This is a genomic window from Paenibacillus sp. YYML68, from assembly GCF_027923405.1.
Classification (GTDB): domain Bacteria; phylum Bacillota; class Bacilli; order Paenibacillales; family NBRC-103111; genus Paenibacillus_G.
Window position 1 is genome coordinate 1,216,182 of record NZ_BQYI01000001.1, and the last position, 23,921, is coordinate 1,240,102.

Here is a 23,921-nt window from a genome sequence, read left to right on the forward strand (position 1 = left end):
GAACAAGCGCTCCTTCATTTTTTTCGAAAAAATGACGTCAACCGCTTATGAATACCATATTTCGCACATACGCTTTTTATGAGGATGACTGCAAGCGCTTCTTTTACCAATTAATGTTGAGTCGCTGGTTGATGTGGGGAGGAGAAGTGAAGAGAAGGGAGGCCACCCTATGTTCATGCAAATGGTTCACGTGCTACTGTTCATCACGGTGACCGGCTACGGGCTGCTGCTGTTCGGCAAGGCGGTGTATCGTCGGTTTCTCTATGTGAGGCTCGGTCAGCCTTATGATTTCAGGCAGGCCGGGCGTGAGAGGCTGGCGGGCTTCCTCGGGGAGGTGTTCGGTCAGCGGAAGCTGCTGAAGGACCGGAGGAGCGGAGTGATGCACATCGTGCTGTTCTACGGGTTCCTCGTTCTGCAGCTCGGGGCGCTTGATTTGATCTATAAGGGTCTGACCAACGGTCAAAAGTTACCTGTTCCCGGCTACGAGGCGTTCAACCTGCTGCAGGAGCTCACCATCGCTGCGGTGCTGGCGGCTGTTGGCTATGCGGCATACAGGCGCTATGTCGAGCGACTGCCCCGGCTGAAGCGGGGCTGGAAGCCGAGTCTGGTCGTCTGGTTCATCGTCGGTCTGCTGCTGTCGGTGCTGCTGTCGCTTGCGTTTGAGCGTATTTGGCTCGGGCACACTGCTGGTCAGCTGGATGCGTATGCGCCAATCTCGTCTGTGCTCGCCTCGCTGATGAGCGGAATGTCGCCGGGTGCTGCGAAGGCTGCGTTCTATGTAAGCTGGTGGGTGCATCTGCTCATTCTGCTCAGCTTCCTCGTCTATGTGCCGCAGTCGAAGCACTTCCATCTCATCACGGCCCCGATCAACCTGTGGCTGCGACGCAAGGAGCCTGTCGGGAGGCTGAGGAAGCTTGAGCTCGAGGATGAGCAGGCGGAATCGTTCGGAGCGGGGCGCGTGGAGGATTTTACGCAAAAGCAGCTGCTCGACCTGTACGCCTGCGTCGAGTGCGGTCGCTGCACGAACGTCTGCCCGGCCTCGAGCACCGGGAAGGCGCTGTCGCCGATGCACCTGATCACGAAGCTGCGCGATCATCTGACCGAGAAGGGGGCGGCGGTGACGTCCCGCTCGCCGTGGGTGCCAGAGCTCGTGTTCGGCTCGTCAGCTGGGAGCGTGCATCGGATGGTGCCGGTCGAGGAGCAAGAGCAGACGCAGGTAGAGGCGCAGGCGCAGGCGAAGGTGCAGACGCAGGTAGAGGCGCAGGCACGGGAGCGGGCGGAGTCGCAGTCACAAGCGCAGACGCAAGCGCAGGCACATGCCGACGACGGCACATCTGCGCCACTAGCAGCCACCGACATCCGCCCGACGCTCGCGTGGCAGCAGGCCGCTTGGCAGGCGCATGCCGACGGGACGGCTGCAGTCGATGTCGAGCTCATCGGAGGCGTCATCCGCGAGGAGGAGCTGTGGTCGTGCACGACGTGCCGCAACTGCGAGGACCAATGCCCGGTCGGCAACGAGCATGTGGACAAAATCATCGACATGCGCCGTCATCTCGTGCTGATGCAGGGCAGTCTGCCGCACGAGGCGCAGCGGGCGATGCAGAGCATTGAGCGACAGGGCAACCCGTGGGGGCTGAGCCGCAGCGACCGCGCCAAGTGGACGGCTGACGTGGCCGGTGTGAAGGTGCCGACGGTGAAGGACAATCCAGACTTCGAGCTGCTGTTCTTCGTCGGCTCGATGGGCTCGTATGATGAGCGCAGCCGCAAGGTGTCCCGGGCGCTCGTCCGGCTGCTGCACGAGGCGGGCGTCAGCTTCGCTATACTCGGCAGCGAAGAGCGGGGATCGGGGGATACGCCGAGGAGGCTTGGGAACGAGCTGCTTTTTCAACAGCTGTGTATGGATAATATTGAGGTGTTCCGCCGTTACGGTGTGAAGCGGATCGTCACCGCCTGTCCGCATACGTACAACACGCTGAAGAACGAGTACTCGGACTTCGGCATGAATGGCGTCGAGGTGCTGCACCATAGCGAGCTGCTCGCTGAGCTCGTCGCGACAGGCCGGCTGAAGCCGACCTACGAGCTGAAGGAGCGAATTACGTACCACGATTCGTGCTATCTCGGACGGTACAACAACGTGTATGACCAGCCTCGCGAGGTGCTGCGGGCGATTCCGGGTGTCGAGCTGGTCGAGCTGGAGCGATCGCGGGACAACGGCATGTGCTGTGGAGCAGGAGGCGGTTTGATGTGGATGGAGGAGACCGCAGGTACAAGAATGAACGTCGCCCGCACGGAGCAGGTACTCGCGGTGCAGCCGACCGTGATCAGCAGCGCCTGTCCGTACTGTCTGACGATGCTCGCGGACGGTACGAAGCTGAAGGAGGCCGACAATCGTGTGAAGACGCGGGACATAGCCGAGCTGCTGGAGCTGTCGGTGTTCGGCAGCGGGAGTGAGTAGGTTGGGAATGAATGGAAGTGGCTGAAAGTGTATGGCGGTTGGAAAACGGCAAGAAGAAGGCAAGAAGAAGGCTGCTCCCAGCAAGCAGTAGTCTTGTCCGTGTCAGCTAGTATTAGGATGGAGGTCATGCTTCATGGATACAAGACCAATTCGTACCGCAGCCGTCATCGGCGCAGGCGTCATGGGCTCAGGCATCGCCGCCCATCTGGCGAACGCAGGCATTCCGTGCCTGCTCCTCGACCTCGTGCCGAAGGCGCTTACGGAGGAGGAGTCGGCACGCGGGCTGACGCTCGCGCAACGTGCCGTGCGCAATCGACACGCGACGCAGGCGGTCGCGAGGCTGCATAAGGCGAAGCCGTCGCCGTTGTATGACGAGGCGTTCGCCTCGCGCATCACACCCGGTAACCTCGACGACGATCTGGCGAAGCTGGCGGACGTCGACTGGATCATCGAGGTCATCGTAGAGCGGCTCGAGCCGAAGCGCGAGCTGCTAAGTCGCATCGAGTCGGTGTGGAAGCCGGGTACAATTGTGAGCTCGAACACGTCGGGCATTTCGATTGAGGCGATGTCGGCGCATTGCGGGGAGGAGCTGCGGCGGCATTTTCTCGGGACACACTTCTTCAACCCACCTCGCTACATGAAGCTGCTGGAGCTCGTGCCGGGCACGCGAACGGACCCGGACATCGTGCAGCAGATGAAGCGGTTCTGCGAGCGGCGTCTGGGCAAGGGCGTCGTCATCGCCAAGGATACGCCGAACTTTATCGCCAATCGGATCGGCACGTACGGCCTGCTCGTCACGCTGCGCGAGATGGCCCGAGGCGGCTTCACCGTTGAAGAGATCGACGCTGTCACAGGCCCGGCCATTGGGCGACCAAAGAGCGCCACGTTCCGCACGCTCGATCTCGTCGGGCTCGATACGTTCGTGCATGTGGCGAGCAATGTGTCGGGCAGCGTCATCGATGAGGTTGAGCGGCAGTCGTTCGCTGTACCGGAGCTGCTGAGTCGTATGGTGGAGCAGGGCTGGCTGGGGGAGAAGGCGGGGCGAGGCTTTTACCGGAAGGAGAAGGGGGCGCAAGGGCAAGGTAGTCAGATCCTGTCTCTACAGCCGGGGACGATGACGTATGAGCCGCAGCGTAAGCCGGCAGGGGCGTCGCTTGAGGCGGCGAAGCTGGCGAAGGGGGCGCGAGGCAAGCTGAAGGCGCTGCTCGGAGGCGGCGACAAGTACGCGGAGCTGGCGTGGACGCTGCTCAAGCATATGCTCGTCTATGCGGCGGAGAAGCTGGGCGAGATCGCGGACACGGTGCAGGAGATCGATGACGCGATGAAATGGGGCTTCAGCTGGGAGCTCGGCCCGTTCGAGACGTGGGATGCGATCGGGCTTGTGCAGTCGGTCGAGCGGATGGAGGCAGAGGGGCTGACTGTTCCGGCGTGGGTGAAGGCGTGGATCGCCGACGGGCATACGTCGTTCTATAAGCAGCAGTCCGGCAGCGTCTTCTATGTGAGCAATGGCGCATACCGACAGGTCGAGGCGCCTGTGGAGCATCTGTCGCTGCGGGCGCTCAAGGAGAGCGGGCAGACGGTGAGCTCGAACGCTGGAGCGAGCTTGATCGACATCGGCGACGGTGTGGCGTGCCTCGAGTTTCATTCGCCCAACAATGCGATAGGGGCAGATATTCTGACGATGATTCAGCAAAGTGTGGAGGAGGTCAGGCGCAATTACGACGGCCTGGTCCTCGCCAATGAAGGGCGCAACTTCTGCGTCGGCGCCAATCTGATGATCTTGCTCATGGAGGCGCAGGATGAGGAGTGGGAGGAGATCGACCGCATCATCCGTCTGTTCCAGAGCACGATGCTGAAGCTGAAGCGGCTCGAGAAGCCCGTCGTGGCGGCTCCGCATCGGATGACGCTCGGAGGCGGCGTCGAGGCGTGCATGCCTGCAGACCGCGTGGTCGCCTCGGCGGAGACGTATTATGGCCTCGTCGAGGCTGGCGTCGGACTCATCCCGGCTGGAGGCGGCTGCAAGGAGCTGGCGCTGCGCGCAAGTAGGCTGGCTCGCCACCCGGAGGCTGATCTGCAGCCGTATGTGAATCAGGCGTTCGAGACGGTCGGGATGGCGAAGGTGTCGTCGAGCGCACACGATGCGTTCCGACTCGGGCTGCTGCAGAGTGGCGATCGCGTCGTCATGAACCAGGATCACCTGCTCTATGAGGCGAAGCAGACGGTGCTCGGGCTAGTGAAGGGCGGCTACGAGCCTCCGCAGGAGGAACGCATTCGCGTCGTCGGCGCGGAGGGCAAGGCGATTATGCAGCTGGGTGCGTACGGGCTGAAGCAGGGGGGCTACATCAGCGACCACGACGTGCGGATTGCGAGCAAGCTGGCGCACGTGCTGGCGGGTGGCGACGTTCCGGCTGGAGCGCTCGTCACCGAGACGTATATGCTCGAGCTGGAGCGGGAAGCCTTCCTCAGCCTATGTGGGGAGCCGAAGACGCAGCAGCGCATGCAGCACATGCTGAGCAAGGGGAAGCCGCTTCGGAATTAGGGTAGTGGTGGTTGAGCTGGAGTTCAGGAAGCGACGGTTCATTTAAGCAGAGGAGAGGAGTCGGATGCCTGTATGAGAGAGGCTGTCATCGTGTCGATCGTCCGCACCCCGGCAGGGAAGGCGAAGAAGGGGACGTTAGCCCGGATGCGGGCCGACGATATGGGGAAGGCCGTGCTGGAGGCGGTCATGGAGCGTACACCTGGATTGTGTAAAAAAGACGTCGACGACGTCATCATTGGCTGCGCGATGCCGGAAGGGGAGCAAGGGCTCAACTTCGCCCGCATCATGTCGCTGTACGCCGGCTTCCCGGTGACCGTCCCGGCGCTGACGATTAATCGGTTCTGCTCCTCCGGTCTGCAGTCGATTGCTTTCGCTGCTGACCGGATTCGGTCGGGCGGTGCCGACGTCATCGTCGCAGGCGGTGTGGAGAGCATGAGTCACGTGCCGATGACGGGCTTCAAGCTGTCGCCGAATCCGAGCATCGTGGAGCAGATGCCGGAGGTGTACATCGGCATGGGGCATACGGCGGAGCTCGTCGCCGATCGGTTCGGCATTAGCCGGGAGGAGCAGGACCGGTTCGCTGCACGGTCGCATGCGAGGGCGGCTGTAGCCGCACGCGAGGGCAAGTTCCGCGACGAGCTCGTGCCGTTGCAGGTCGAGTGGAAGGAGCTCGATGCGACGAGTGGGCGTCTATGCGAACGCATAGCTCGACTCGAGCACGATGAGGGTATACGGGAGGTGACGACTGCAGAGGTGCTCGCTGGACTGCGACCCGCGTTCAAGCAGGGCGGCACCGTGACGGCAGGCAACTCGTCGCAGATGAGCGACGGCGCTGCCGCAGCTGTCGTCATGAGCCGGGAGCGGGCAGAGGCGCTCGGGCTGAAGCCGCTTGCGGTGTTCCGCTCGTTCGCGCTCGCTGGAGTCGAGCCGGAGATTATGGGCGTCGGGCCGGTCGAGGCGATCCCGAAGGCGCTCGCCATGGCCGGACTGTCGCTCGCCGACGTTGACCTGTTCGAGATCAACGAAGCGTTCGCCTCGCAGTGCGTTCATATCATCCGTCAGCTCGGCCTCGACGAGGAGAAGGTGAACGTGAACGGCGGTGCGATTGCGCTCGGTCATCCGCTCGGCTGCACGGGCACGAAGCTTACGGCCACGCTTGTACACGAGCTGCGCCGTCGGGGCGGCGGCATCGGCGTCGTGTCGATGTGCATTGGCGGCGGCATGGGGGCGGCAGGCGTGCTGGAGGTGTACGGGGAGCAGGCGTGAGCGGTTGCGGATGGAGACGCAAGGCTTGCCATAACAGCACCGGATAATAGTCGGAGGCAGTTATTCCAGAGCACAGAAGAGATGTCGAAGAAGGCCCTCAATTTGGCTGCGCCAAATTCGAGGCTTGCCATAACAGCTCCGAGACGACTCGGAGGCAGTTATTCCAGTGGGGGAAGGATTGATTCTCATGGTTAACAAAGCAGGTGGAAGCTTTCTCATCAGTGAAACGCCATTTCATCAGGTGGTAACACCGGAGGATTTCACCGAGGAGCATCGCATGATCGGCCAGACGACGGAGGATTTCGTCGCAGACGACGTAGCTCCGCACGACGAGGAGCTGGAGAAGCTCAACTATGAGCTCTCCGTACAGCTGTTGCGCAAGGCAGGAGAGGTCGGGCTGCTCGGCGCGGACGTACCCGAGGCGTACGGCGGCCTCGGCCTCGACAAGATCAGCTCGACGCTGATCAACGAGAAGCTGAGCGGCGCGTCCTCGTTCGCCCTGACGCTGGGCGCTCACGTCGGCATCGGCACGCTGCCGATCGTCTATTTCGGCAACGAGGAGCAGAAGCAGCGTTACCTCCCGGCACTCGCCTCAGGTGAGCTTATCGCCGCCTACTGCTTAACAGAGCCGTCCTCCGGCTCGGATGCGCTCGGCGCGAAGACGACGGCGGTGCTGTCGGACGACGGGTCACATTACGTGCTGAACGGCGCGAAGCAGTACATCACGAATGCGGCGTTCGCCGACGTGTTCATCGTCTATGCGAAGGTGAACGGCACCGACTTCAGCACGTTCATCGTCGAGCGGACGATGGAGGGCGTGAGCATCGGCCCGGAGGAGAAGAAGATGGGCATCAAGGGCTCGTCCACGTGTCCGCTCATCCTGGAGGATGTGAAGGTGCCTGTTCGCAACCTGCTCGGGGAGGTCGGCAAAGGCCACCTGATCGCCTTCAACATCTTGAACATCGGACGCTTCAAGCTCGCTGCGGGCTGCCTCGGCGCCTGCAAGGATGCGCTCGGCTACTCGGTGACCTACGCCAATGAACGAACACAGTTCGGCCGTCCGATCTCATCGTTCCCACTCATCGGGCGCAAGCTGGCGGAGATGAACGTCCGCACGTATGTGCTGGAGAGCATGGTGTACCGGACGGCAGGCCTGTTCGACGAAGGATTGGCCGAGATCGATGCCGCCAGCGGGCAGGTTGGCTATTCGACGGCGAAGGCGATCGCCGAGTATGCCATCGAGTGCTCGGTGAATAAGGTATTCGGCTCTGAGGCGCTGCAGTTCGTTGCAGACGAAGGGGTGCAAATTCACGGCGGTTACGGCTTCATCCAGGAGTACCGAATCGAGCGCATATACCGCGACTGTCGGATTAATCGCATTTTCGAAGGGACGAATGAAATTAATCGGCTTCTCATTCCCGGCACGCTGATCAAGCGGGCGATGAAGGGCGAGCTGCCGCTCATGCAGAAGGCGTCGGCGCTGCAGTCCGAGCTGCTGTCGCTCGTGCCGGAGCAGTCGTTCGAGGAGACGCTGGGGCAGGAGGCGCAGCTCGTGCAGATGGCGAAGCGCATCTTCCTCATGACCGGAGCGCTCGCCGTGCAGAAGTACCAGCTCCAGCTCGAGGCGCAGCAGGAGGTGCTCGGCATACTGGCCGACATGATCATCGGCATCTATGCGATGGAGAGCGCGCTGCTCCGCACGCAGAAGCGGCTCGCAGCGACTAGCGCGGACCCATGTGCGAACGCCATCGACATGACGACCGTCTTCGTGCACGACACGTTCACGCGCATCGAGGAGTGGGCGAAGGAGGCACTGGCTGCGATGGAGACCGGCGACGTGCTGCGTACGCAGCAGTCCGTTCTGAAGAAGCTGACCCGCCGCACCGCTGTCAATTCGATTGAGCTGAAGCGCCGCATCGCGTCGCGTGTCATACAGAGCGAGGGCTACACGCTGTAATGCATTCATGGATGCGACAACGGCAGCATCACGCCTCAACGTGCTCGACATGAGCTGTCATGTGGCATTCTGGTTATCGACATCATGTGAAGGGTGGTCGACGAGATGACGACGAAGCGCTGGCTTGCGCATTACCCTGTCGAAGTTCCGCCTACTTATGAATATCCCCGCTGCAGCATCGCCCAATTTCTGCTCCAGTCTGCAGCCACGTATCCGCACCATACCGCCATGTATTTTCTTGGTAAAAAAATTCCGTACCATCAGCTCCTCACCGACGCATACCGCTTCGCGCACGCGCTCTCGAGACTCGGTGTACGTAAGGGGGACCGCGTCGCGATCATGCTGCCGAACTGCCCGCAGACGGTCGTCGCCTACTTCGGGACGCTGCTCATCGGAGCGGTCGTCGTCATGACGAATCCGATGTATATGCCTCGCGAGCTGGAGCACCAACTGAACGATTCCGGCGCCAAGGTATTGCTGACACTCGACCTGCTGTTCGAGCGCGTGAGCAAGGTTGTGCCGAGCACCTGCGTTCAGCATGTCGTCGTCACTTCGATTCAGGACAGTCTGCCATGGGTCAAAAGCCTCCTCTATCCCCTCAAGGTGAAACGCGACGGGATGAAGCGGGACGTCGTCTACAGCGACGACGTCTCCTCCTACAAGGCGCTGCTGAAGGCTTCGCCTGCAGCGCCTATCATCGTCGAGGTCGATGCCGAGCACGACCTCGCGCTCATCCAATACACCGGCGGTACGACCGGTGTCGCCAAGGGCGTCATGCTGACGCACTACAACCTCGTCGCTAATACGATTCAGAGCCGGCTCTGGTCGTACCGGTCGCGGGAGGGGAAGGAGTCGTATTTGGCGGCACTGCCTTTTTTTCACGTATTCGGTGTGACGGTGCTGATGAATCAATCGGTGTATCTCGCAGGTACGCTCGTGATGCTTCCGCGCTTCGATCCGGTGCAGGTGCTCGAGGCGATCGACCGGCAGAGGCCGACGATCTTCCCTGGAGCGCCAACGATGTACATTGCGCTACTGCAGCAGCCGAAGGCTGGGAAGGTCGATCTATCATCTATCGACTTCTGCATTAGTGGGGCGGCCTCACTGCCTCGGGAGGTGCAGCATGAGTTCGAACGCTTGACCGGAGGTCGATTAATTGAAGGCTACGGCATGACCGAGGCTTCGCCTGTGACGCATGCCAATAATATCTGGGAGACGCGCAAGCCGGGCTCGGTCGGCATTCCGTTCCCCGACACAGACTGCCGGGTCGTCGATCCGAAGACGGGCGAGGAGCTGCCGGTCGGTGAGGTCGGGGAGCTGATTGTGAGCGGTCCGCAGGTGATGAAGAGGTACTGGGGCAGGCCGGACGAGACGGCGAAGGTGCTGCGAGACGGTTGGTTATATACTGGCGATCTGGGCAGGATGGATGAGGACGGGTTCTTCTACGTCATCGATCGGCTCAAGGATCTGATCATTGCCGGAGGCTTCAACATCTATCCCCGCGAGGTGGAGGAGGTGCTGTATGAGCACCCCGATGTTGCCGAGGCGGTCGTCGCTGGAGTCGTGGACTCGTACAGAGGTGAGACGGTGAAGGCGTACATCGTGCTGCGTCAGGGTGCGACGGTTGATGCAGCTCACGTAAGCGCATGGTGCCGGGAGCGGCTGGCCGCCTACAAGGTGCCGAAGCTGTACGAATTTCGCGAGAGCCTGCCGAAGTCGATGGTCGGCAAGGTGCTGCGCCGTAAGCTCGTGGAGGAGGAGGCGGAGCGACAGCGGAGGGCGGAGCGTGATGTGGTCGTCCGTGATGCCGACGTCTTGGATGAGGAGTCGCAGGGGCAGGAGCAGAAGCAGGAGCGTCAGGCGGGGCCAGAGCGTGACCCAAGCCATCGCGACGATGGGCAGCAGTCGTAGGTAATTTGCCCGAACGTGCTCATGCACGTTAATATGGAAGAAAATGATGAAGAGCGATGCGTTGCGCACGGCGGGGCTCGGAAAGGAGGTACAGTCGATGGATGCAGATCAATTGGAATTTCTGGAGAGGCTAAGGCGGGGCGCTCAAGGTACGTTCTGGGACTACGTCGGGGCGGAGCTAGTGGCGATTACGCCCGAGCGCGTCATCGTCACGCTGCAGCTTCAGCCGCATCACCTCAATCAGATGGGCATCGTCCACGGCGGAGTCACCGCGACACTGCTCGACTCCACGATGGGACTCGCAGCGATGGTGGCAAGACCAGACGACGACGTCGTGACGACGAATCTGAACGTCCACTACTTGACCCCTGCGAAGACCGGGCAGCTCAAGATTACAGCAGAGCTCGTCCACAGCTCGCGCAAGCTGATCACGACGCAAGGGCATGTGTACAGCGAGACAGGCGAACTGTGCGCGATGGCGACCGGCACGTTTCGGGTGATGGAGCGGAGACGGGAGTGACGGTGAGGACGGCTGAGTTGGGTGATAGGATGAAACCTCTGGCCTTGGCGGCAGAGGTTTTTTTGTGCATTTGTTAAAACTTGATCAATCACACTTTTGAGATTATCCCTATATTTAAAATGCGAGCGTTCTTGTTACATGTTTCTACAGCATTCGACATTTAAATTAGTGTAATATTAGGGAATGTGACATGTACTTACATAATGCTAACGAATCAATAAAAATCTAAATGTAATCCGAAAAACCCAGTATGTGTCCATCTGGTTGTGGTATAGTTCAAGCAAGACATGAAAGAGGGTGCTCATATTTGAATCTTGATTTTAACGGTAATAAGGGGTTTCGTATGTTGGATATATACGAACTCCTCAATAAGGGTGAACTTATTATTAAGGCAGAACTTTCTAAACGATATGGAGTTACAGAAAAAACTATTCAACGTGACATTGATGAATTAAGAGTCTATCTGGGTGATACACGCTTTTCAGAGAGGGAGACTTCGATAATATATGATAGATCGCGTTCGGGATACTATCTTTCTCGTATGGATCGTGAATGGATTACCAATGAAGAGGTTTTAGCTGTCTGTAAGATCCTTCTTGAGAGTCGGGCGTTTTGCAAGGAGGAGTTAGACTCACTTATTGTAAAATTATTAATGCAAGTAACGAAAAATGACCGTAAACAGGTCGAGAACATGATTCGTAACGAGCAATTTTATTTCGTTCCATTAAAGCATGGCAAGAAGCTTCTCGGAAGAATTTGGGAGCTCTCGCAGTACATATCGCACAACGAAGTAGTCCGGATTCGTTATGTCCGCAAAGATGGTATGGAGCGGGAACATGAAGTGAAGCCGGTAGCTATAATGTTCTCAGAATACTATTTTTATTTAGTTGCATTTATGTCCGATGATCGCCATGACTTTCCTACGGTGTTTCGTGTTGATAGGATTGGACAGTTCCAAGGTCTGGGAACCAAATTTAAAGTGCCATATAAAGACAAGTTTAACGACGGGGAGTTTCGCAAAAGGGTACAGTTTATGTACACAGGTGAATTGCGCAGGGTGAAGTTTAAGTTCAGTGGAACTTCCATCGATGCTGTGCTAGACAGGTTGCCAACGTCAGAGATTTTGTCCGAAAATGAAGGGATTTATCTTATCTCGGTTGAGGTATACGGTAATGGAATCGATATGTGGTTACGAAGCCAAGGAGCGAAGGTTGAGGTGGTATAGCTACGCATGGAAAATAATTTACGGAATAATTTTATAACCTCCCACAGTTTGGTAGGCCATCCATTAAAGTGGGCGAAGAAAAAAACTAGGATACAATATTATGTCATTCTCGAATACTTTGTGAACCAATGTGCAGGTATTACCAAATACGCTAATGCAAGACTGTTGCAATATCATACAATGCTAGTTGGTGATGAGACTGCAGATGTCTTAACGGATAGGGATCGTGATCTCAACATGCGTTCAATGGTAAATGACAGGTTAAGACCATGGATGTGGAAATATCGTTTTTGGCTTATTAATGATATTGCGCTTATCGTAGCAGATAAAACCGCAGTTGAAAAAGCACAGGAGATCATGCAGAGATACTTGAGCAAACGACAGTCCACTGCTCTGGCAATGCTGGTTTCGACTCTTTATTCCGATGAGGTGGTCTCGCATAAGCTGCATTTTACCGAGGATATGATTCACCAATATCGCTTAAATCGCAAATTTACAGAGCAACAGGAATTGCGAGTCTTAATTACGGCTAATATGAGCGCGGGCAAGTCTACATTAATCAATGCTCTAGTAGGCAAGCAAGTTGCCCGCACATCACAAGAAGCTTGCACAGCGAACTTATGTCACTTTTTAAATAAGCCGGTAGAAGATGGATCCATTCATTTACTAGGATCGGAGATCAATCTGTATGCAGAATATGACGATCTGATGAGTGCAGATAACGTAGATGGGAGTGATATCGCCTCTTATTTCCGCACTTTCATTCATTTGGAAATGCCACGTCGAATTTGTTTGATAGACACTCCTGGTGTAAATTCAGCGATCAATCAAGAGCATGGCAAACGGGCTCGTAGGGCACTACGGGAAGAGCACTACGATAAGCTTATCTATGTATTAAATGCTAATCAGCTTGGAACAGACGACGAGATACGTTACTTGAAATACGTTTCCGAACATGTGCCTAAGGATAAAATCATTTTTGTATTAAATAAGCTTGATAACTTCAAAAGTACTGACGATTCCATTGCTGCCAGCATCGAGGGTGTCCGAAATGATCTTGTCCATCTCGGGTATGAAGATCCTGTTGTATGCCCGTTGTCAGCGTACTTCGCATTATTGTTGAAAATGAAGATGAATGGTGAGGCCATGACGGAGGATGAGCAAGATGCATATGACTACTACGTGAAAAAATTCAGCAGGTCGGAGTATGACCTGTCTGTCTACATTCCTAACCCAAACACATTAGTGCCGGCTGCTGAAGACAAACAATCGGCGCTAGCAGTGAGAAGCGGACTTTACGGTCTGGAGAAAATAGTATACGGAGGAATTAATCGATGAAAAAGGTTTTTGTGAAGTACAACCCATATAAGCTTGAAACGGAGATCACTGTTGATGGGAAAAGTTTGGCGCAAAACAGCAAGCTTGGCGAGAAGGCTGCCAAAGACTCTCGTTTGCAGGATTGGGTGGAGGAACTACCCCGCATCCTCATCGACGAGTACAATGACACGGAGTTTGAAGTTACGTTCCACGGCACGATGCTCGACTACGAGGACTTGGTCGATGTATTCACAAAAGCATATGAGAAGAATGAGTTAAAAGCAACGATTAAGCGAAAAGCGGCCAAAGAAACTACGGATAAGGAAGCTCTCATCGATGATGTGTTCAAACAAGTCCAGCAAGGTCCGTTCGATGAGTTGAAGGATGTCGAGATCTTGAGCGCATTCGAGCATGCGAAGAGTAGCGATTTTGAGGTGTGTGTGGTCGCAACGATGAGCGCCGGCAAATCCACGTTGATCAACTCGGTGCTCGGTGCAAAGCTGATGCCCTCCAAGCAAGAAGCCTGTACTGCTATTATTACACGTATTAAGGATATCACCGAAGACACTGTGCCATTCAAAGCGGAAGTTTATAATAAAGAGGATGAGCTAGCCGAGACTCATGCCAAATTAACATATCCGATCATGGAACGTTTGAATGCCAGCGAAAATGTATCCGCCATTCATGTCTCAGGGAATATTCCGTTTGTTTCGTCGGAGGATGTTTCACTTGTACTCATAGATACGCCGGGGCCAAACAATTCACGTGACCTCAGACATAAGAAGGTACAGAGCGAACTTCTTGGCAAGTCATCCAAAGCGCTAGTTCTTTACATAATGACAGGCGAATTCGGTACGGATGATGACAATGCACTGTTGAGTCGGGTCGCTGAGAGTATGAGTGTGGGGGGCAAGCAGTCAAAAGATAGATTTATCTTCGTTGTAAATAAACTCGATGACCGCAAGAAAGAGGATGGCGATACAAGCCATACGTTAGAGCGTGTACGTGCTTACTTGAAAAACCATGGTATAGAGAATCCGAATTTATTCCCTGCCTCCGCCTTGCCTGCGCTGAACATCAGGCTCATTACAAGCGGAGTGGACGTGGACGTGGACACGATCGATGAGACTGAGATGAAGATCAAGAAGTTGAACCGCAACGAAACCTTGCATTTTGAATCGTATGCCGCGCTCCCCCTAAGCATTCGCGGTGAGATTAACGAACAGCTTTCGGCTACGCGAGCAGCATGGAACGGCAGAACTAATGGAAATCCGGAGGAAGCATTAATTCATACCGGCGTCGTTTCTATCGAAGCGGCCATTCGTCAGTATGTGCAGAAATACGCTAAAACGGCAAAAGTTAAAAATATTGTGGATACTTTTTTACACAAATTGGACGAGGTCGGCGCTTTCGAAGAAACAAAGCGCCAGCTTACTCAAAATCGTGAAGAAAGTAAGCGGATTGTAAACTTGATCGAATCGATCAGAAAGAAGATAGACGATGCACAAGATGCCAAAAACTTCAAGGATACGGTCGATGATGCGGTTATTGCGGTTAATGATTCTTCCAGAGATGTGGTGGAAGACATCCTTCAGAAGTTCAACGATCGGATCTTGAGTCGTATCGATAGCCTGCGCCATAAGGAGCTTTCTCTCCATGATGCTGAAGATGAAGTAGAACGGCTGCATAAGTTTTCGCAGAAGTTGGAGCCTGACTTTGAAGTAGAGTTGGATGAACTTATCCGAAATAACATTGTAAATACCGCCGTTGCATTGATTGAAGCCTATAAGAAAAAACTTTCCTCGTTCTCAGAAGAATTGGATTACAAGAATCTAACTGGAGTAGCAATTGATCCGTTAAAACTAATGGGCGGCAGCTTTGGTCATTTTGTAGTTCGAAACATAGCTAAAGAGAAGGAGGTTGAGGATGGTGAAGAGTGGATTGAGAATTCGAGTAAAAGATGGTATAAGCCATGGACGTGGCTTGAAGAGAGTGGGTACTACCGCACCAAATACAAGACGATTCAGTACGTTCCCGGAGAAGAGATGGCTCAACTATACTTTGTGACTGTACAGAAAAACTTACGCTTAAACGGTCAAGAAGCTTGCAAATATGCTCTTCAACAGTCGAAACGTATTGCAGAACGCTTCAACGAAGAATTCACGCGGCTCGACGATGTTCTCAAGGCCAAGCTAGCAGAGTTGGAGGACTATGTCACCGATAGGGATAAAGCCGATCAACGGATTCGTGAATCTGAGGACAAGCTGAATTGGTTGGAGCAAATCAAAGCTAGAGTAGAGTCGATTCTAGAAATATAAGGGGGATAATATAGTGACGATAACGAGTGCTTTCAGGAATGCCGTAGCATCGGGTGATGTCTTAAGCATCCGCATTATGATGAAGGACAGCTTACTTGTTGATCCTACATTTACTGAATTCAACGAAATGGAGCGTTATACTCAAGCTGTGAACGGACTTTACGATGAACATGACGGCCGAACGCTTGAAGATGATCCATCTGCTTGGAACGACGATTACATGAGTAGAATGATGGTTCAGATAATCGGGAACTTTTCTCGTAAGAGAATCGGACACCTCCAAAAGATAGTCAGACATCTACGTCCAGTTGATGCCCGTCAACAAACAAGAGTGTCAATTGACAGTACTGCTGGTAATAGCAGTGGACATTCCACGTACCGCCAACCTTATAGCGGATCATCTCAGACTATTCCGAACTATCATCAACAGAAATGGCTGGACTCTCGCAACAATCGAATTCGCACCACCAGAGTCACAACAGGAGTTGTCGGGGGGGGATTAGTTGTCGGCACGGCGACCGCTATTGCCGGTGGGTCGATTGTTGCAGGTGCTGCTGTTGGAGCGATCGTCGTTGGAGCAGTTGTATATATTGCAACGAACAGGAGGTAGTCGTATGAGTGATTTTGTGGATTTGACCGGTAGGAAGGGGCCTATATCGGTGAGCGAACAGTTGGAGCCAACGTTTCCTCCATCGCCTAAAAGCAATGTTCCAAGTTATGAAGCACTGAAAGGTCAACTTACCGAAGCAAGCATACTTGTTGATGACATCGTGCTCAAAAACTATTTAACCAAGCTGACTGATCTTGAAATTCTTCCGCTACCGGATAGTCTGAAACAAATTAGTGATATTCGTTTGTTTAAAATAACGGAAATGGTTTACCAAAATAATGAATATTCCACCTACAAGTTCGCCTCGGTTTTCAATGCGGTTCAAAGCCTGAACTGCGGTTTGTTCGTTATTGCAGACAGCAACGGACAGAAAACCGACTTTTATATGGGCGTTCGCGCACTTGATGATAAAAGGACAACAAAATCACTCAAAGATACGTTAAGAAATGCGTTGCGTGGTCAGTTTCCCGGAGTTAAGACGGAAGATCTTCTCGACTCCGCCGCGGAGGACTTTCTTGCAGGGATTCAATCTGGAAATATTGCATCGGTCTCATGCGTCGCCAACAATAAAGATGCTGAATTCACTGACAACGACAGGTTTATTCAAGGGCTCGACAAGTTAGTACTGGCCATGCAGGGTCAGCGTTATACAGCCGTTGTGTTAGCCAAGAGTACGCCGACCGCTCAGTTAGCAGAAACCCGCCGTGCTTATGAAAATATGTACACACAGCTTTCGCCGTTTGCTAATATGCAACTGAGCTATGGAACGAATACCGCAATGAATGTCTCAAATGCCTTTTCTCAAGGAACGACAACAGGTACTTCGCATTCGACAAACCGCTCGACCCAAACCGGTACTAGTCGTTCAACCAGTCTAACGATAAACGAATCGGAAACAAAGACGGATACAGCTACCATGGTAATAAAAGGGGCCGGTGCAGCATTGCTTGGCGCAGCTAGTATTGTTACCGCTCCGCTAACCGGAGGCGCAAGTCTTGTTGCAGCAGGAGCGATTATGGCAGGCCATGTTGGTCTTAGTGCGATTAATTCAAAGTCAACAACGAAAGGTACATCCACGAACGAAAGTTATTCTAGTAGTTCATCGGAGACGTTTGGGGAATCAAATACGACGAATGAAAGTACGAGCGAAAACAGCACGATGACCATGGGACTAGCGTCCGGAACATCTGATAATATGCAGCTTACGATGCAAAATAAAACGCTTATTAACACGCTTGAGCGGATTGACCAGCAGTTAAAGCGTATTGATGAGTGCGAAAGTCTTGGTATGTGGGAATGCGCTACTTATTTCTTGTCAGATAGCCAAGAGACGGCGGAGATGGCGGCAAGCACATATCGAGCCTTGATGAAGGGCGAGAAGTCTGGTGTTGAAACATCGGCAATTAACTTTTGGGGGCGGCAGCATACAAAACAGATTCCTATGCTTCGCGAGTACATTACGAACTTTATTCACCCCGTCTTTACATATCAATCGCATTCGACGAGGTTACCCGTGACAGCTTCGTCGCTGGTTAGCGGCAACGAACTTGCGATTCAGATGGGTCTTCCCCGTAAATCGGTATGTGGTTTTCCTGTCATTGAACACGCCGATTTCGGTCGAGAAGTAGTCAAATATAATCAGCGTCGTAATCGCGAGAGTAGCTTTATTCTTGGTAATGTTTTCTCAATGGGGAGCGAGACGAATACCGAGGTGCGACTTGATCGCGATTCTATGACCATGCATACGTTTGTGACAGGCTCGACTGGTTCCGGTAAAAGCAATACTGTGTACGAACTACTCAAGCAATTAAGGAATGTGTACGATATACCGTTCTTGGTAGTTGAGCCAGCTAAGGGTGAGTACAAAAACATATTTGGGCAATTTGCAGATGTATCTGTCTATGGGACTAATCCTAAGAAGAATGATTTGCTTCGGATTAATCCTTTTCGGTTTCCGTCTGATATTCATGTATTGGAGCATTTAGACCGGCTTGTTGAATTATTTAATGTATGCTGGCCGATGTATGCCGCAATGCCTGCCATACTAAAGGAAGCAATGGAGCGTTCCTATACCTGTGTCGGCTGGAATTTAAGCGCTTCTGAGAATCCTAAGGGTGATCTATACCCAAACTTTGCAGATGTATTGGAGCAGATTGAGAACGTAATAAATGAATCTCAATACTCGTCTGACAGCAAGGGAGATTACTCTGGTGCACTGTGTACCCGTGTGCGATCGCTGACGAATGGGTTGAATGGTCTCATTTTCACAAGTGATGATTTAACAGACACCGAGTTGTTCGACAAGAGAGTGATTGTGGATTTGAGCCGTGTTGGATCAACTGAAACAAAGTCGCTCATCATGGGGCTACTCGTTATGAAACTCAACGAATACCGGATGACTACAGGTCAAACGAACAGTCCGCTTAAACATATTACTGTGCTTGAGGAAGCACATGTCTTATTAAAGCGAACATCATCAGAACAGTCTGCTGAGAGTTCCAATCTCCTCGGTAAATCGGTAGAAATGCTTTCCAATTCAATTGCTGAGATGAGAACATACGGGGAAGGCTTTATTATCGCTGACCAGTCACCAGGATTATTAGATATGTCGGTCATTCGCAACACGAATACCAAAATTATTTTGAGGTTGCCGGAACGAAGTGACCGTGAGCTTGTAGGGTATGCTGCAAATTTGGATGAAGAACAGATTGCCGAACTGTCAAAGTTGGAGCGTGGTGTAGCGGCTATTTACCAGAATGATTGGGCAGAGCCAGTTTTAGTTAAGGTGAATAAATGTGGTATTGATGAAAAGCAGTACAACAGCAAGGTAATTGATACGTTGGCAGATGCCCGTAAAGTTTGGACACAACTCCTGTCGTTGCTCATTCAGGGTAGAGTAAGTGAGCGATTGGACTTCAATTTATGTGAAATTGAAAGTGGTTTGACTTTGCTTCACTTATCTTCCCAGAACAGAGAATTTGTTGAGGAGCAGATTATTGAGTATCAAACAGAGGGGCAATTGTCCTTGTGGAGTCCTACCGAATTTATTAAGCTTTCCCGCCGTATTACAGGATTGCTGGGTGTTCGTGTGCAGGTCGAAAGTTTTGTGACAACTTCCGTTAACAACACTGAACTGACTAGGAGGCTTGCCACACTTGTAGAACAATTCGTATCTCCTGCTTCCGAAGAAGTAATCCTTGCAATAAGTCAGTGCTTGATGAAGGATATTAGTGCACAGCAAGAGGAATCGGAGATTCGTGAACGGATTTACATGCAGTGGATCGATGATGTAAAGGTAAGCTTTGCGAAAAACGGTGGGGTGAATATATGAGTATTGCATCGTTTAATGAAATAACGGAGATATCAGAGAAGCGGGTTTCCGACAGTCCGCTTGGCAAGATGTCGGAGGGAAAAACATTCGAAAAACCGATGAGCGATTATGATAAGCCATTAGGTATAGTGATTGAAAATTTCAGAAATTGTCCTATTGAAGGTAATAATGGACATTGGGACGGCGAACGTGGTGACTCCAAATGGATTCCCGACCAAAACTACGTCCCCGCTGAAGTGAAAGGAAGAACCCGTTCCAACCCGGATGGATTAACCATGGGGGAGTTGCTCGACAAATACGATATTGACGGTGGCATAGTTTATAAGGACGGTGAGCCTGATTTTCACGACGTCAGTAAAGGTACTGTTGAGATTGAGCCGTTTTCTACAGAACGAACGGATAATTTCGATAGGGCCGATATTGCGCTAGCCCAACAAAAAGGCTGCACTCCCGAAGAAGTTGCACAATGGCGTAAAGATAATAACTACACGTGGCACGAATGTAGGGACATGAGAACGATGCAGAAAGTCCCCAACGAAATCCATGCTAATTTTCCGCATAGTGGTGGAATTGCTGAAGCTAAGAAAGGGCAAGGTGAATTATAATGAATAGTCCAGTTTTTGGCGAGCTTTTCTTTAACGTTGGATGGAAGACAGAAATTGAGTTACCGCTTTTTGACAAGTACTATAAAGTAATTATTAAGGCGGCAGCATACTTTGAAAAAGATGGTATTACTGCAGAACAGGAAGCGGCGATCGTTGATTTTTGCAAATTTAAGAATGAACGATTGAAAATTGTAGAAAAGTTGCTAACAGATTTTTCTGAAGAAAAAGCTTCTCAGCAGTTTATCCCACGTACTTTATTGTTCAAACGCAATGGCGACTATGCTTTACTACTAGATGATAAAGAGGTCGAAGATGAAGGCATCGCAGCTTGTCTCCATCCAGAAGTGAAAATTGTTTCACTGGATGATTATCTTTAACTGATTCAAAAGTTAATATAAAAGTTTAGGGAATAAATCCATACGAACCCTTCAGCTCGCGCGAGAAGCTTCATGCATCATGTCATAGTCGTCACAGCCCTCGATATGCTACAATAGAGCTCTACACGCAGACAAGGAAGTGTTCCCTATGATTACCATTACGATACCAGAGCCCGAAGTGACGATCTATAAGCAGCAGGACCCTCAGCTGAGCCATATTTACGGCTTCACCGACTTCCACCTCATTACGAGGGAGAAGGGTGGCATCTTCATGTTCTACAACGACAAGGACGAGCTGCTCTATGTGGGCAAGGCGCGGAAGCTGCGTCAGCGCATTAAGAAGCATTTCGAGGATACCGTTTCGCCGATCAAGAACAATCGGGAAGACGTGGTCAAGATCGCGGTATGCCTCGTCGAGGACCCGGTCGAGCGCGCGATCTATGAGATCTATATAGCGAATACGCATCAAGCGCGGTTTAACACGGACGTGCTGGTAAGCGGTTAGGTCGGCCGCGGTAAGCTTTAAGGACGCTTCTCCTGTATAAGGGGAAGCGTTTCGTATATGTTGGTTATTTGAGGAGTAGCCGTGAGGTGAAGGGCTACTCCATTCTTGTAAGTTATACTTTACGATTCGTGTCAATTACAGTAGGCTTTAGTTACATATGGAGGTGGGAACTAGTGGACATCACACAAGCGACGCTGGACGACGGACGGATCTCCTTCATTCAGCAGCCAAAAATGTTCTTCGTCGCAGCTGCACGAATGGGCGGTCAAGATGGACGGAATGGGCAGACTTGATGACTATATCGCGAAGCACCGCTAATTCAGCACAAGCAGGAGCAGTATGCCCGCTGACAACTCAGTTGGGGCATGCTGCTTTGCTATGGGAGGTATCATGAACAGTTCAATAAAGGCATTGGTTCAGCTAGGGGTAGCGATGATCATCATCGGCAGCTTCGTTCCTGTCAATAAGGTGATCGTCGAGCATTTGCCTGTTTTTCTCGCATCGGAGCTCAGGCTTGTCATCGGGGCTGTCGTTCTCATCCCGCTACTGCTGCTGCAGCAAGGCAGATTTCAGCATGTGACGAAGCGGGACCTTGGCGTGCTGTTCATCCAAGCATTCATCGGCGTATTTGTATTCAGCATATGTATGCTCCAAGGCGTGAAGCTGACCTCAGGTGTGGAGAGCGGAATTATGACGAGTACGACCCCGGTCATCGTCGCGATCATCGCGTACTTCTTATTCAAAGAGAGGCTGAGCCGCGTGCAGCTGCTTGGCATCGTGCTGGCGATGCTGGGTACATTATCGATCCAGGCGCTCGGAGCAGCGGGAGGATCGGCAAGAGATAGCGGAGCGCTGCTTGGTAACCTGCTCGTTCTGGCTGCTATCGGTTGTGAAGCCGTCTTTCTGACATTCGGCAGGCTGGCGTCGAAGGGAATTCGTCCTGTGTTCATGTCGACGATGATGAGTGTATATGGCGCGGTGCTGTTTTTGCCTTGGGCGTGGCGAGATCTTCAACAGGTGGAGCTGGCTCATATACCGTTGGAGGTATGGGGGCTCGTCCTCTATTCGGGTCTTGTCGTGACGGTCGGTGCGATTATACTTCTGCATCGAAGCACCTCGCACGTCGATTCGAACACAATCGGTGTATTCTCGGCGCTCATGCCGGTGAGTGCGATATGGTTCTCGGCTATCGGGCTTGGCGAGAGCTTCACGTGGACGCATGCGCTCGGCACGATGCTCGTGCTGGCAGGCGTAGGGCTGCTGACGGTTCAGTTCGGTCGTAAGACGGTAGCCAAGACAACTGCCAAGACAACAGCACCAGCTCAAGCAGCCGTACCAGCGGCACCTGAAGGCTAGGAACGCCCCGAAGAAGAACAGGTAAGGCCGTTAATTATTAATATGATGAATAAAAAACAGCCTGCAGCAGAGAGCATGAAGCTCCTGAGCAGGCTATTCGTCATGCTGAAAGTGAGGCGATGCGTAGTGGTGCGATGTGATGCGCGGTGCTGTACAAGCTGCGCATGTACACACGCAGCATGGGCCGATGCAGAAGTGCCTTCCGGCCGGACTTCAGCGGGACGTCCAGCCCCAGAAGAAGCCGTCGCGATCCCAGGCGGCCTTGCCACCGTGGAGCTTCTTGAATCGCTTCTTCACTTCCTTGTCGATCGACTCGTTGCCATTCTCATTCGTGTACAAAAATTGCTCGCCGAAGTTGTGTAGAATATATTCCACAGCCTCGGTCTGCTTCAATATACTGGCCGATCGAAGCTGGTTCAGCATCCAGTCCGCGACGTCCTCGGCTGTAGGTGCCTTGTCCTCTTGCATGTGCATTCGCTCCCTTGTTGTGATGGGACAAGTATAGCGGATTGGATGGACGTCAACAAGCGTCAACAAGACAAGATTCGGATAGTATGACGGGCATCATAGAGCTCGTACATATTGTGATATATAGGAATGCTACCCCAAGTAAGGTGCATTCGCTAGACGACGCGGTTGCTCGTCTTGATCTCAAGCTTCACGCAGCGTCGAAGTATAGGAGACAAGAGGCGCGGCTTCGTCAACAGACATTGCAGGAACACACGTCGAGTCAGCGGCAGCAGTCCGGGTATGGCAGCGATGATAGCAGCGACGTTGGCGGCTGCGAGCAGCGGAGCGAGTGCTGCATGCGCGGAGCGCTTGGCACGATACAGCCCTTCGTACAACGTTTTTTGCAGCTTCGGCTTCAAGCAGCGAGGGAACGTTACCTTAATATATACGCGAAACTCTCTCTGCTGAGACGGATTAGCAGTTGTCGGAGCAGCGTAGCGGAAGGAGCCGATCGTCTTCGTTACTTCGATCGTATCGCCTAGCTGAGCGGCAGTCAGATCCATCGACATGCCTCCGGCTGTTGCGTCTGTCATTGTGCTGCCATTCGGCTTGGACCATCCGACGCCTCCGGCTTGTGTACCTTCAGTACTTGGGGCCTCTCTGTTACGAACTTTGCGCTTGACGACGGTGGCTGTTCGCTTGCTGATGCTCTTCAGCTTTTTGCGCTTGAGCTTGTGAATCGGCTTCAGCTTCGAGCGCTTAGCAGTGTGCTTCGGCTTCCAGCAGCACTTGCTGTTGTTTGCTGGATCGATATGTGGTAGCCGCTTGCAGCAGCAAGGCGAAGGGACGGGCTTGCAGCAGCGTTTTGCTCCGAGCCGGTTGCCTAGCTTGCGGCTGAGTCCGCGATTACGGTTGTGCTTCATTCTCATCGATTGGATCACTCCTTATTTCGTGATGCTATAGCATATTCAAGCTTGGCTGAGATTCTTGGACGTATTGCTAGCTTCGTGAAAAATGGTTACGAGGTTGCTAGACAAATACGGAGCATACACGAGTGTGCAGCTGGAGAGGCAGCTGATCCGAATGATGCGAACAGATGCTTCATGACACACTGCTGTCGCAGTCGCATGTTAGGCTAAAGCTGTGGGCGAGGAAGGAAATGCATACCATATAGGCGAA

At 53.0% G+C, this 23,921-nt stretch carries 17 protein-coding genes; 15 read left to right on the plus strand and 2 right to left on the minus strand.

Annotation, left to right across the window (positions count from 1 at the left end; genetic code table 11):
* The first annotated feature begins 169 nt into the window (after positions 1-169).
* The 15 genes from PAE68_RS05415 to PAE68_RS05485 all read left to right on the plus strand — a co-directional run bounded on the left by PAE68_RS05415 (position 170) and on the right by PAE68_RS05485 (position 22,292).
* A complete protein-coding gene (locus PAE68_RS05415; RefSeq protein WP_281884861.1) occupies positions 170-2,455 on the plus strand; it encodes a (Fe-S)-binding protein in 2,286 nt (761 codons plus the stop codon).
* 133 nt (positions 2,456-2,588) lie between these two features.
* Positions 2,589-4,994: a 3-hydroxyacyl-CoA dehydrogenase/enoyl-CoA hydratase family protein gene (locus PAE68_RS05420; protein ID WP_281884863.1), complete on the plus strand. Its 2,406-nt coding sequence runs from the start codon at positions 2,589-2,591 to the stop codon at positions 4,992-4,994.
* 72 nt (positions 4,995-5,066) lie between these two features.
* Entirely contained in the window at positions 5,067-6,260 is a 1,194-nt protein-coding gene (locus tag PAE68_RS05425; protein ID WP_281884866.1) for an acetyl-CoA C-acyltransferase, read from the plus strand.
* A gap of 187 nt (positions 6,261-6,447) precedes the next feature.
* Positions 6,448-8,217: an acyl-CoA dehydrogenase family protein gene (locus tag PAE68_RS05430; RefSeq protein ID WP_281884868.1), complete on the plus strand. Its 1,770-nt coding sequence runs from the start codon at positions 6,448-6,450 to the stop codon at positions 8,215-8,217.
* Positions 8,218-8,322: 105 nt separating this feature from the next.
* Entirely contained in the window at positions 8,323-10,128 is a 1,806-nt protein-coding gene (locus PAE68_RS05435) for a long-chain-fatty-acid--CoA ligase (protein ID WP_281884870.1), read from the plus strand.
* A 97-nt stretch (positions 10,129-10,225) separates the two neighbouring features.
* Positions 10,226-10,648: a PaaI family thioesterase gene (locus tag PAE68_RS05440; RefSeq protein ID WP_281884872.1), complete on the plus strand. Its 423-nt coding sequence runs from the start codon at positions 10,226-10,228 to the stop codon at positions 10,646-10,648.
* Between the two features lie 307 nt (positions 10,649-10,955).
* On the plus strand, positions 10,956-11,873 hold the full coding sequence (locus PAE68_RS05445) for a helix-turn-helix transcriptional regulator (protein ID WP_281884874.1): 918 nt from the start codon (positions 10,956-10,958) through the stop codon (positions 11,871-11,873).
* 6 nt (positions 11,874-11,879) lie between these two features.
* A complete protein-coding gene (locus PAE68_RS05450; RefSeq protein ID WP_281884876.1) occupies positions 11,880-13,211 on the plus strand; it encodes a dynamin family protein in 1,332 nt (443 codons plus the stop codon).
* Positions 13,208-15,508: a dynamin family protein gene (locus PAE68_RS05455; protein ID WP_281884878.1), complete on the plus strand. Its 2,301-nt coding sequence runs from the start codon at positions 13,208-13,210 to the stop codon at positions 15,506-15,508. Before PAE68_RS05450 ends, PAE68_RS05455 begins: the two co-directional genes overlap by 4 nt.
* 13 nt (positions 15,509-15,521) lie before the next feature.
* Positions 15,522-16,118: a hypothetical protein gene (locus PAE68_RS05460; protein ID WP_281884880.1), complete on the plus strand. Its 597-nt coding sequence runs from the start codon at positions 15,522-15,524 to the stop codon at positions 16,116-16,118.
* A 4-nt stretch (positions 16,119-16,122) separates the two neighbouring features.
* Positions 16,123-19,449 carry an ATP-binding protein gene (locus PAE68_RS05465; protein ID WP_281884882.1) on the plus strand — a complete coding sequence of 1,109 codons (3,327 nt, stop codon included), beginning with the start codon at positions 16,123-16,125 and terminating at the stop codon, positions 19,447-19,449.
* A complete protein-coding gene (locus PAE68_RS05470; RefSeq protein ID WP_281884885.1) occupies positions 19,446-20,054 on the plus strand; it encodes an HNH endonuclease in 609 nt (202 codons plus the stop codon). Before PAE68_RS05465 ends, PAE68_RS05470 begins: the two co-directional genes overlap by 4 nt.
* Complete coding sequence (locus tag PAE68_RS05475) at positions 20,054-20,431, plus strand: hypothetical protein (RefSeq protein ID WP_281884887.1); 378 nt, start codon at positions 20,054-20,056, stop codon at positions 20,429-20,431. The genes PAE68_RS05470 and PAE68_RS05475 overlap by 1 nt, the downstream gene beginning before the upstream one ends.
* Before the next feature lie 148 nt (positions 20,432-20,579).
* Complete coding sequence (locus PAE68_RS05480) at positions 20,580-20,936, plus strand: nucleotide excision repair endonuclease (protein WP_281884889.1); 357 nt, start codon at positions 20,580-20,582, stop codon at positions 20,934-20,936.
* A 390-nt stretch (positions 20,937-21,326) separates the two neighbouring features.
* Entirely contained in the window at positions 21,327-22,292 is a 966-nt protein-coding gene (locus PAE68_RS05485; RefSeq protein ID WP_281884891.1) for a DMT family transporter, read from the plus strand.
* Positions 22,293-22,505: 213 nt separating this feature from the next.
* Here PAE68_RS05485 and PAE68_RS05490 read toward each other — a convergent pair whose 3' ends face one another.
* Positions 22,506-22,760, minus strand: a complete 255-nt coding sequence (locus tag PAE68_RS05490) for a DUF6953 family protein (RefSeq protein ID WP_281884893.1) — start codon at positions 22,758-22,760, stop codon at positions 22,506-22,508.
* Positions 22,761-22,915: 155 nt separating this feature from the next.
* The gene (locus PAE68_RS05495) at positions 22,916-23,671 is read right to left on the minus strand and encodes a hypothetical protein (protein WP_281884895.1); all 756 of its coding nucleotides are present in this window, start codon (positions 23,669-23,671) and stop codon (positions 22,916-22,918) included.
* Between the last annotated feature and the right edge of the window lie 250 nt (positions 23,672-23,921).

Bases quoted from the DNA above. Each gene is read 5' to 3' on its own strand.
- PAE68_RS05415 (WP_281884861.1), top strand. From the start codon at position 170: ATGTTCATGCAAATGGTTCACGTGCTACTGTTCATCACGGTGACCGGC.
- PAE68_RS05420 (WP_281884863.1), top strand. From the start codon at position 2,589: ATGGATACAAGACCAATTCGTACCGCAGCCGTCATCGGCGCAGGCGTC.
- PAE68_RS05425 (WP_281884866.1), top strand. From the start codon at position 5,067: ATGAGAGAGGCTGTCATCGTGTCGATCGTCCGCACCCCGGCAGGGAAG.
- PAE68_RS05430 (WP_281884868.1), top strand. From the start codon at position 6,448: ATGGTTAACAAAGCAGGTGGAAGCTTTCTCATCAGTGAAACGCCATTT.
- PAE68_RS05435 (WP_281884870.1), top strand. From the start codon at position 8,323: ATGACGACGAAGCGCTGGCTTGCGCATTACCCTGTCGAAGTTCCGCCT.
- PAE68_RS05440 (WP_281884872.1), top strand. From the start codon at position 10,226: ATGGATGCAGATCAATTGGAATTTCTGGAGAGGCTAAGGCGGGGCGCT.
- PAE68_RS05450 (WP_281884876.1), top strand. From the start codon at position 11,880: ATGGAAAATAATTTACGGAATAATTTTATAACCTCCCACAGTTTGGTA.
- PAE68_RS05455 (WP_281884878.1), top strand. From the start codon at position 13,208: ATGAAAAAGGTTTTTGTGAAGTACAACCCATATAAGCTTGAAACGGAG.
- PAE68_RS05465 (WP_281884882.1), top strand. From the start codon at position 16,123: ATGAGTGATTTTGTGGATTTGACCGGTAGGAAGGGGCCTATATCGGTG.
- PAE68_RS05470 (WP_281884885.1), top strand. From the start codon at position 19,446: ATGAGTATTGCATCGTTTAATGAAATAACGGAGATATCAGAGAAGCGG.
- PAE68_RS05475 (WP_281884887.1), top strand. From the start codon at position 20,054: ATGAATAGTCCAGTTTTTGGCGAGCTTTTCTTTAACGTTGGATGGAAG.
- PAE68_RS05480 (WP_281884889.1), top strand. From the start codon at position 20,580: ATGATTACCATTACGATACCAGAGCCCGAAGTGACGATCTATAAGCAG.
- PAE68_RS05485 (WP_281884891.1), top strand. From the start codon at position 21,327: ATGAACAGTTCAATAAAGGCATTGGTTCAGCTAGGGGTAGCGATGATC.
- PAE68_RS05490 (WP_281884893.1), bottom strand. From the start codon at position 22,760: ATGCAAGAGGACAAGGCACCTACAGCCGAGGACGTCGCGGACTGGATG.
- PAE68_RS05495 (WP_281884895.1), bottom strand. From the start codon at position 23,671: ATGAGAATGAAGCACAACCGTAATCGCGGACTCAGCCGCAAGCTAGGC.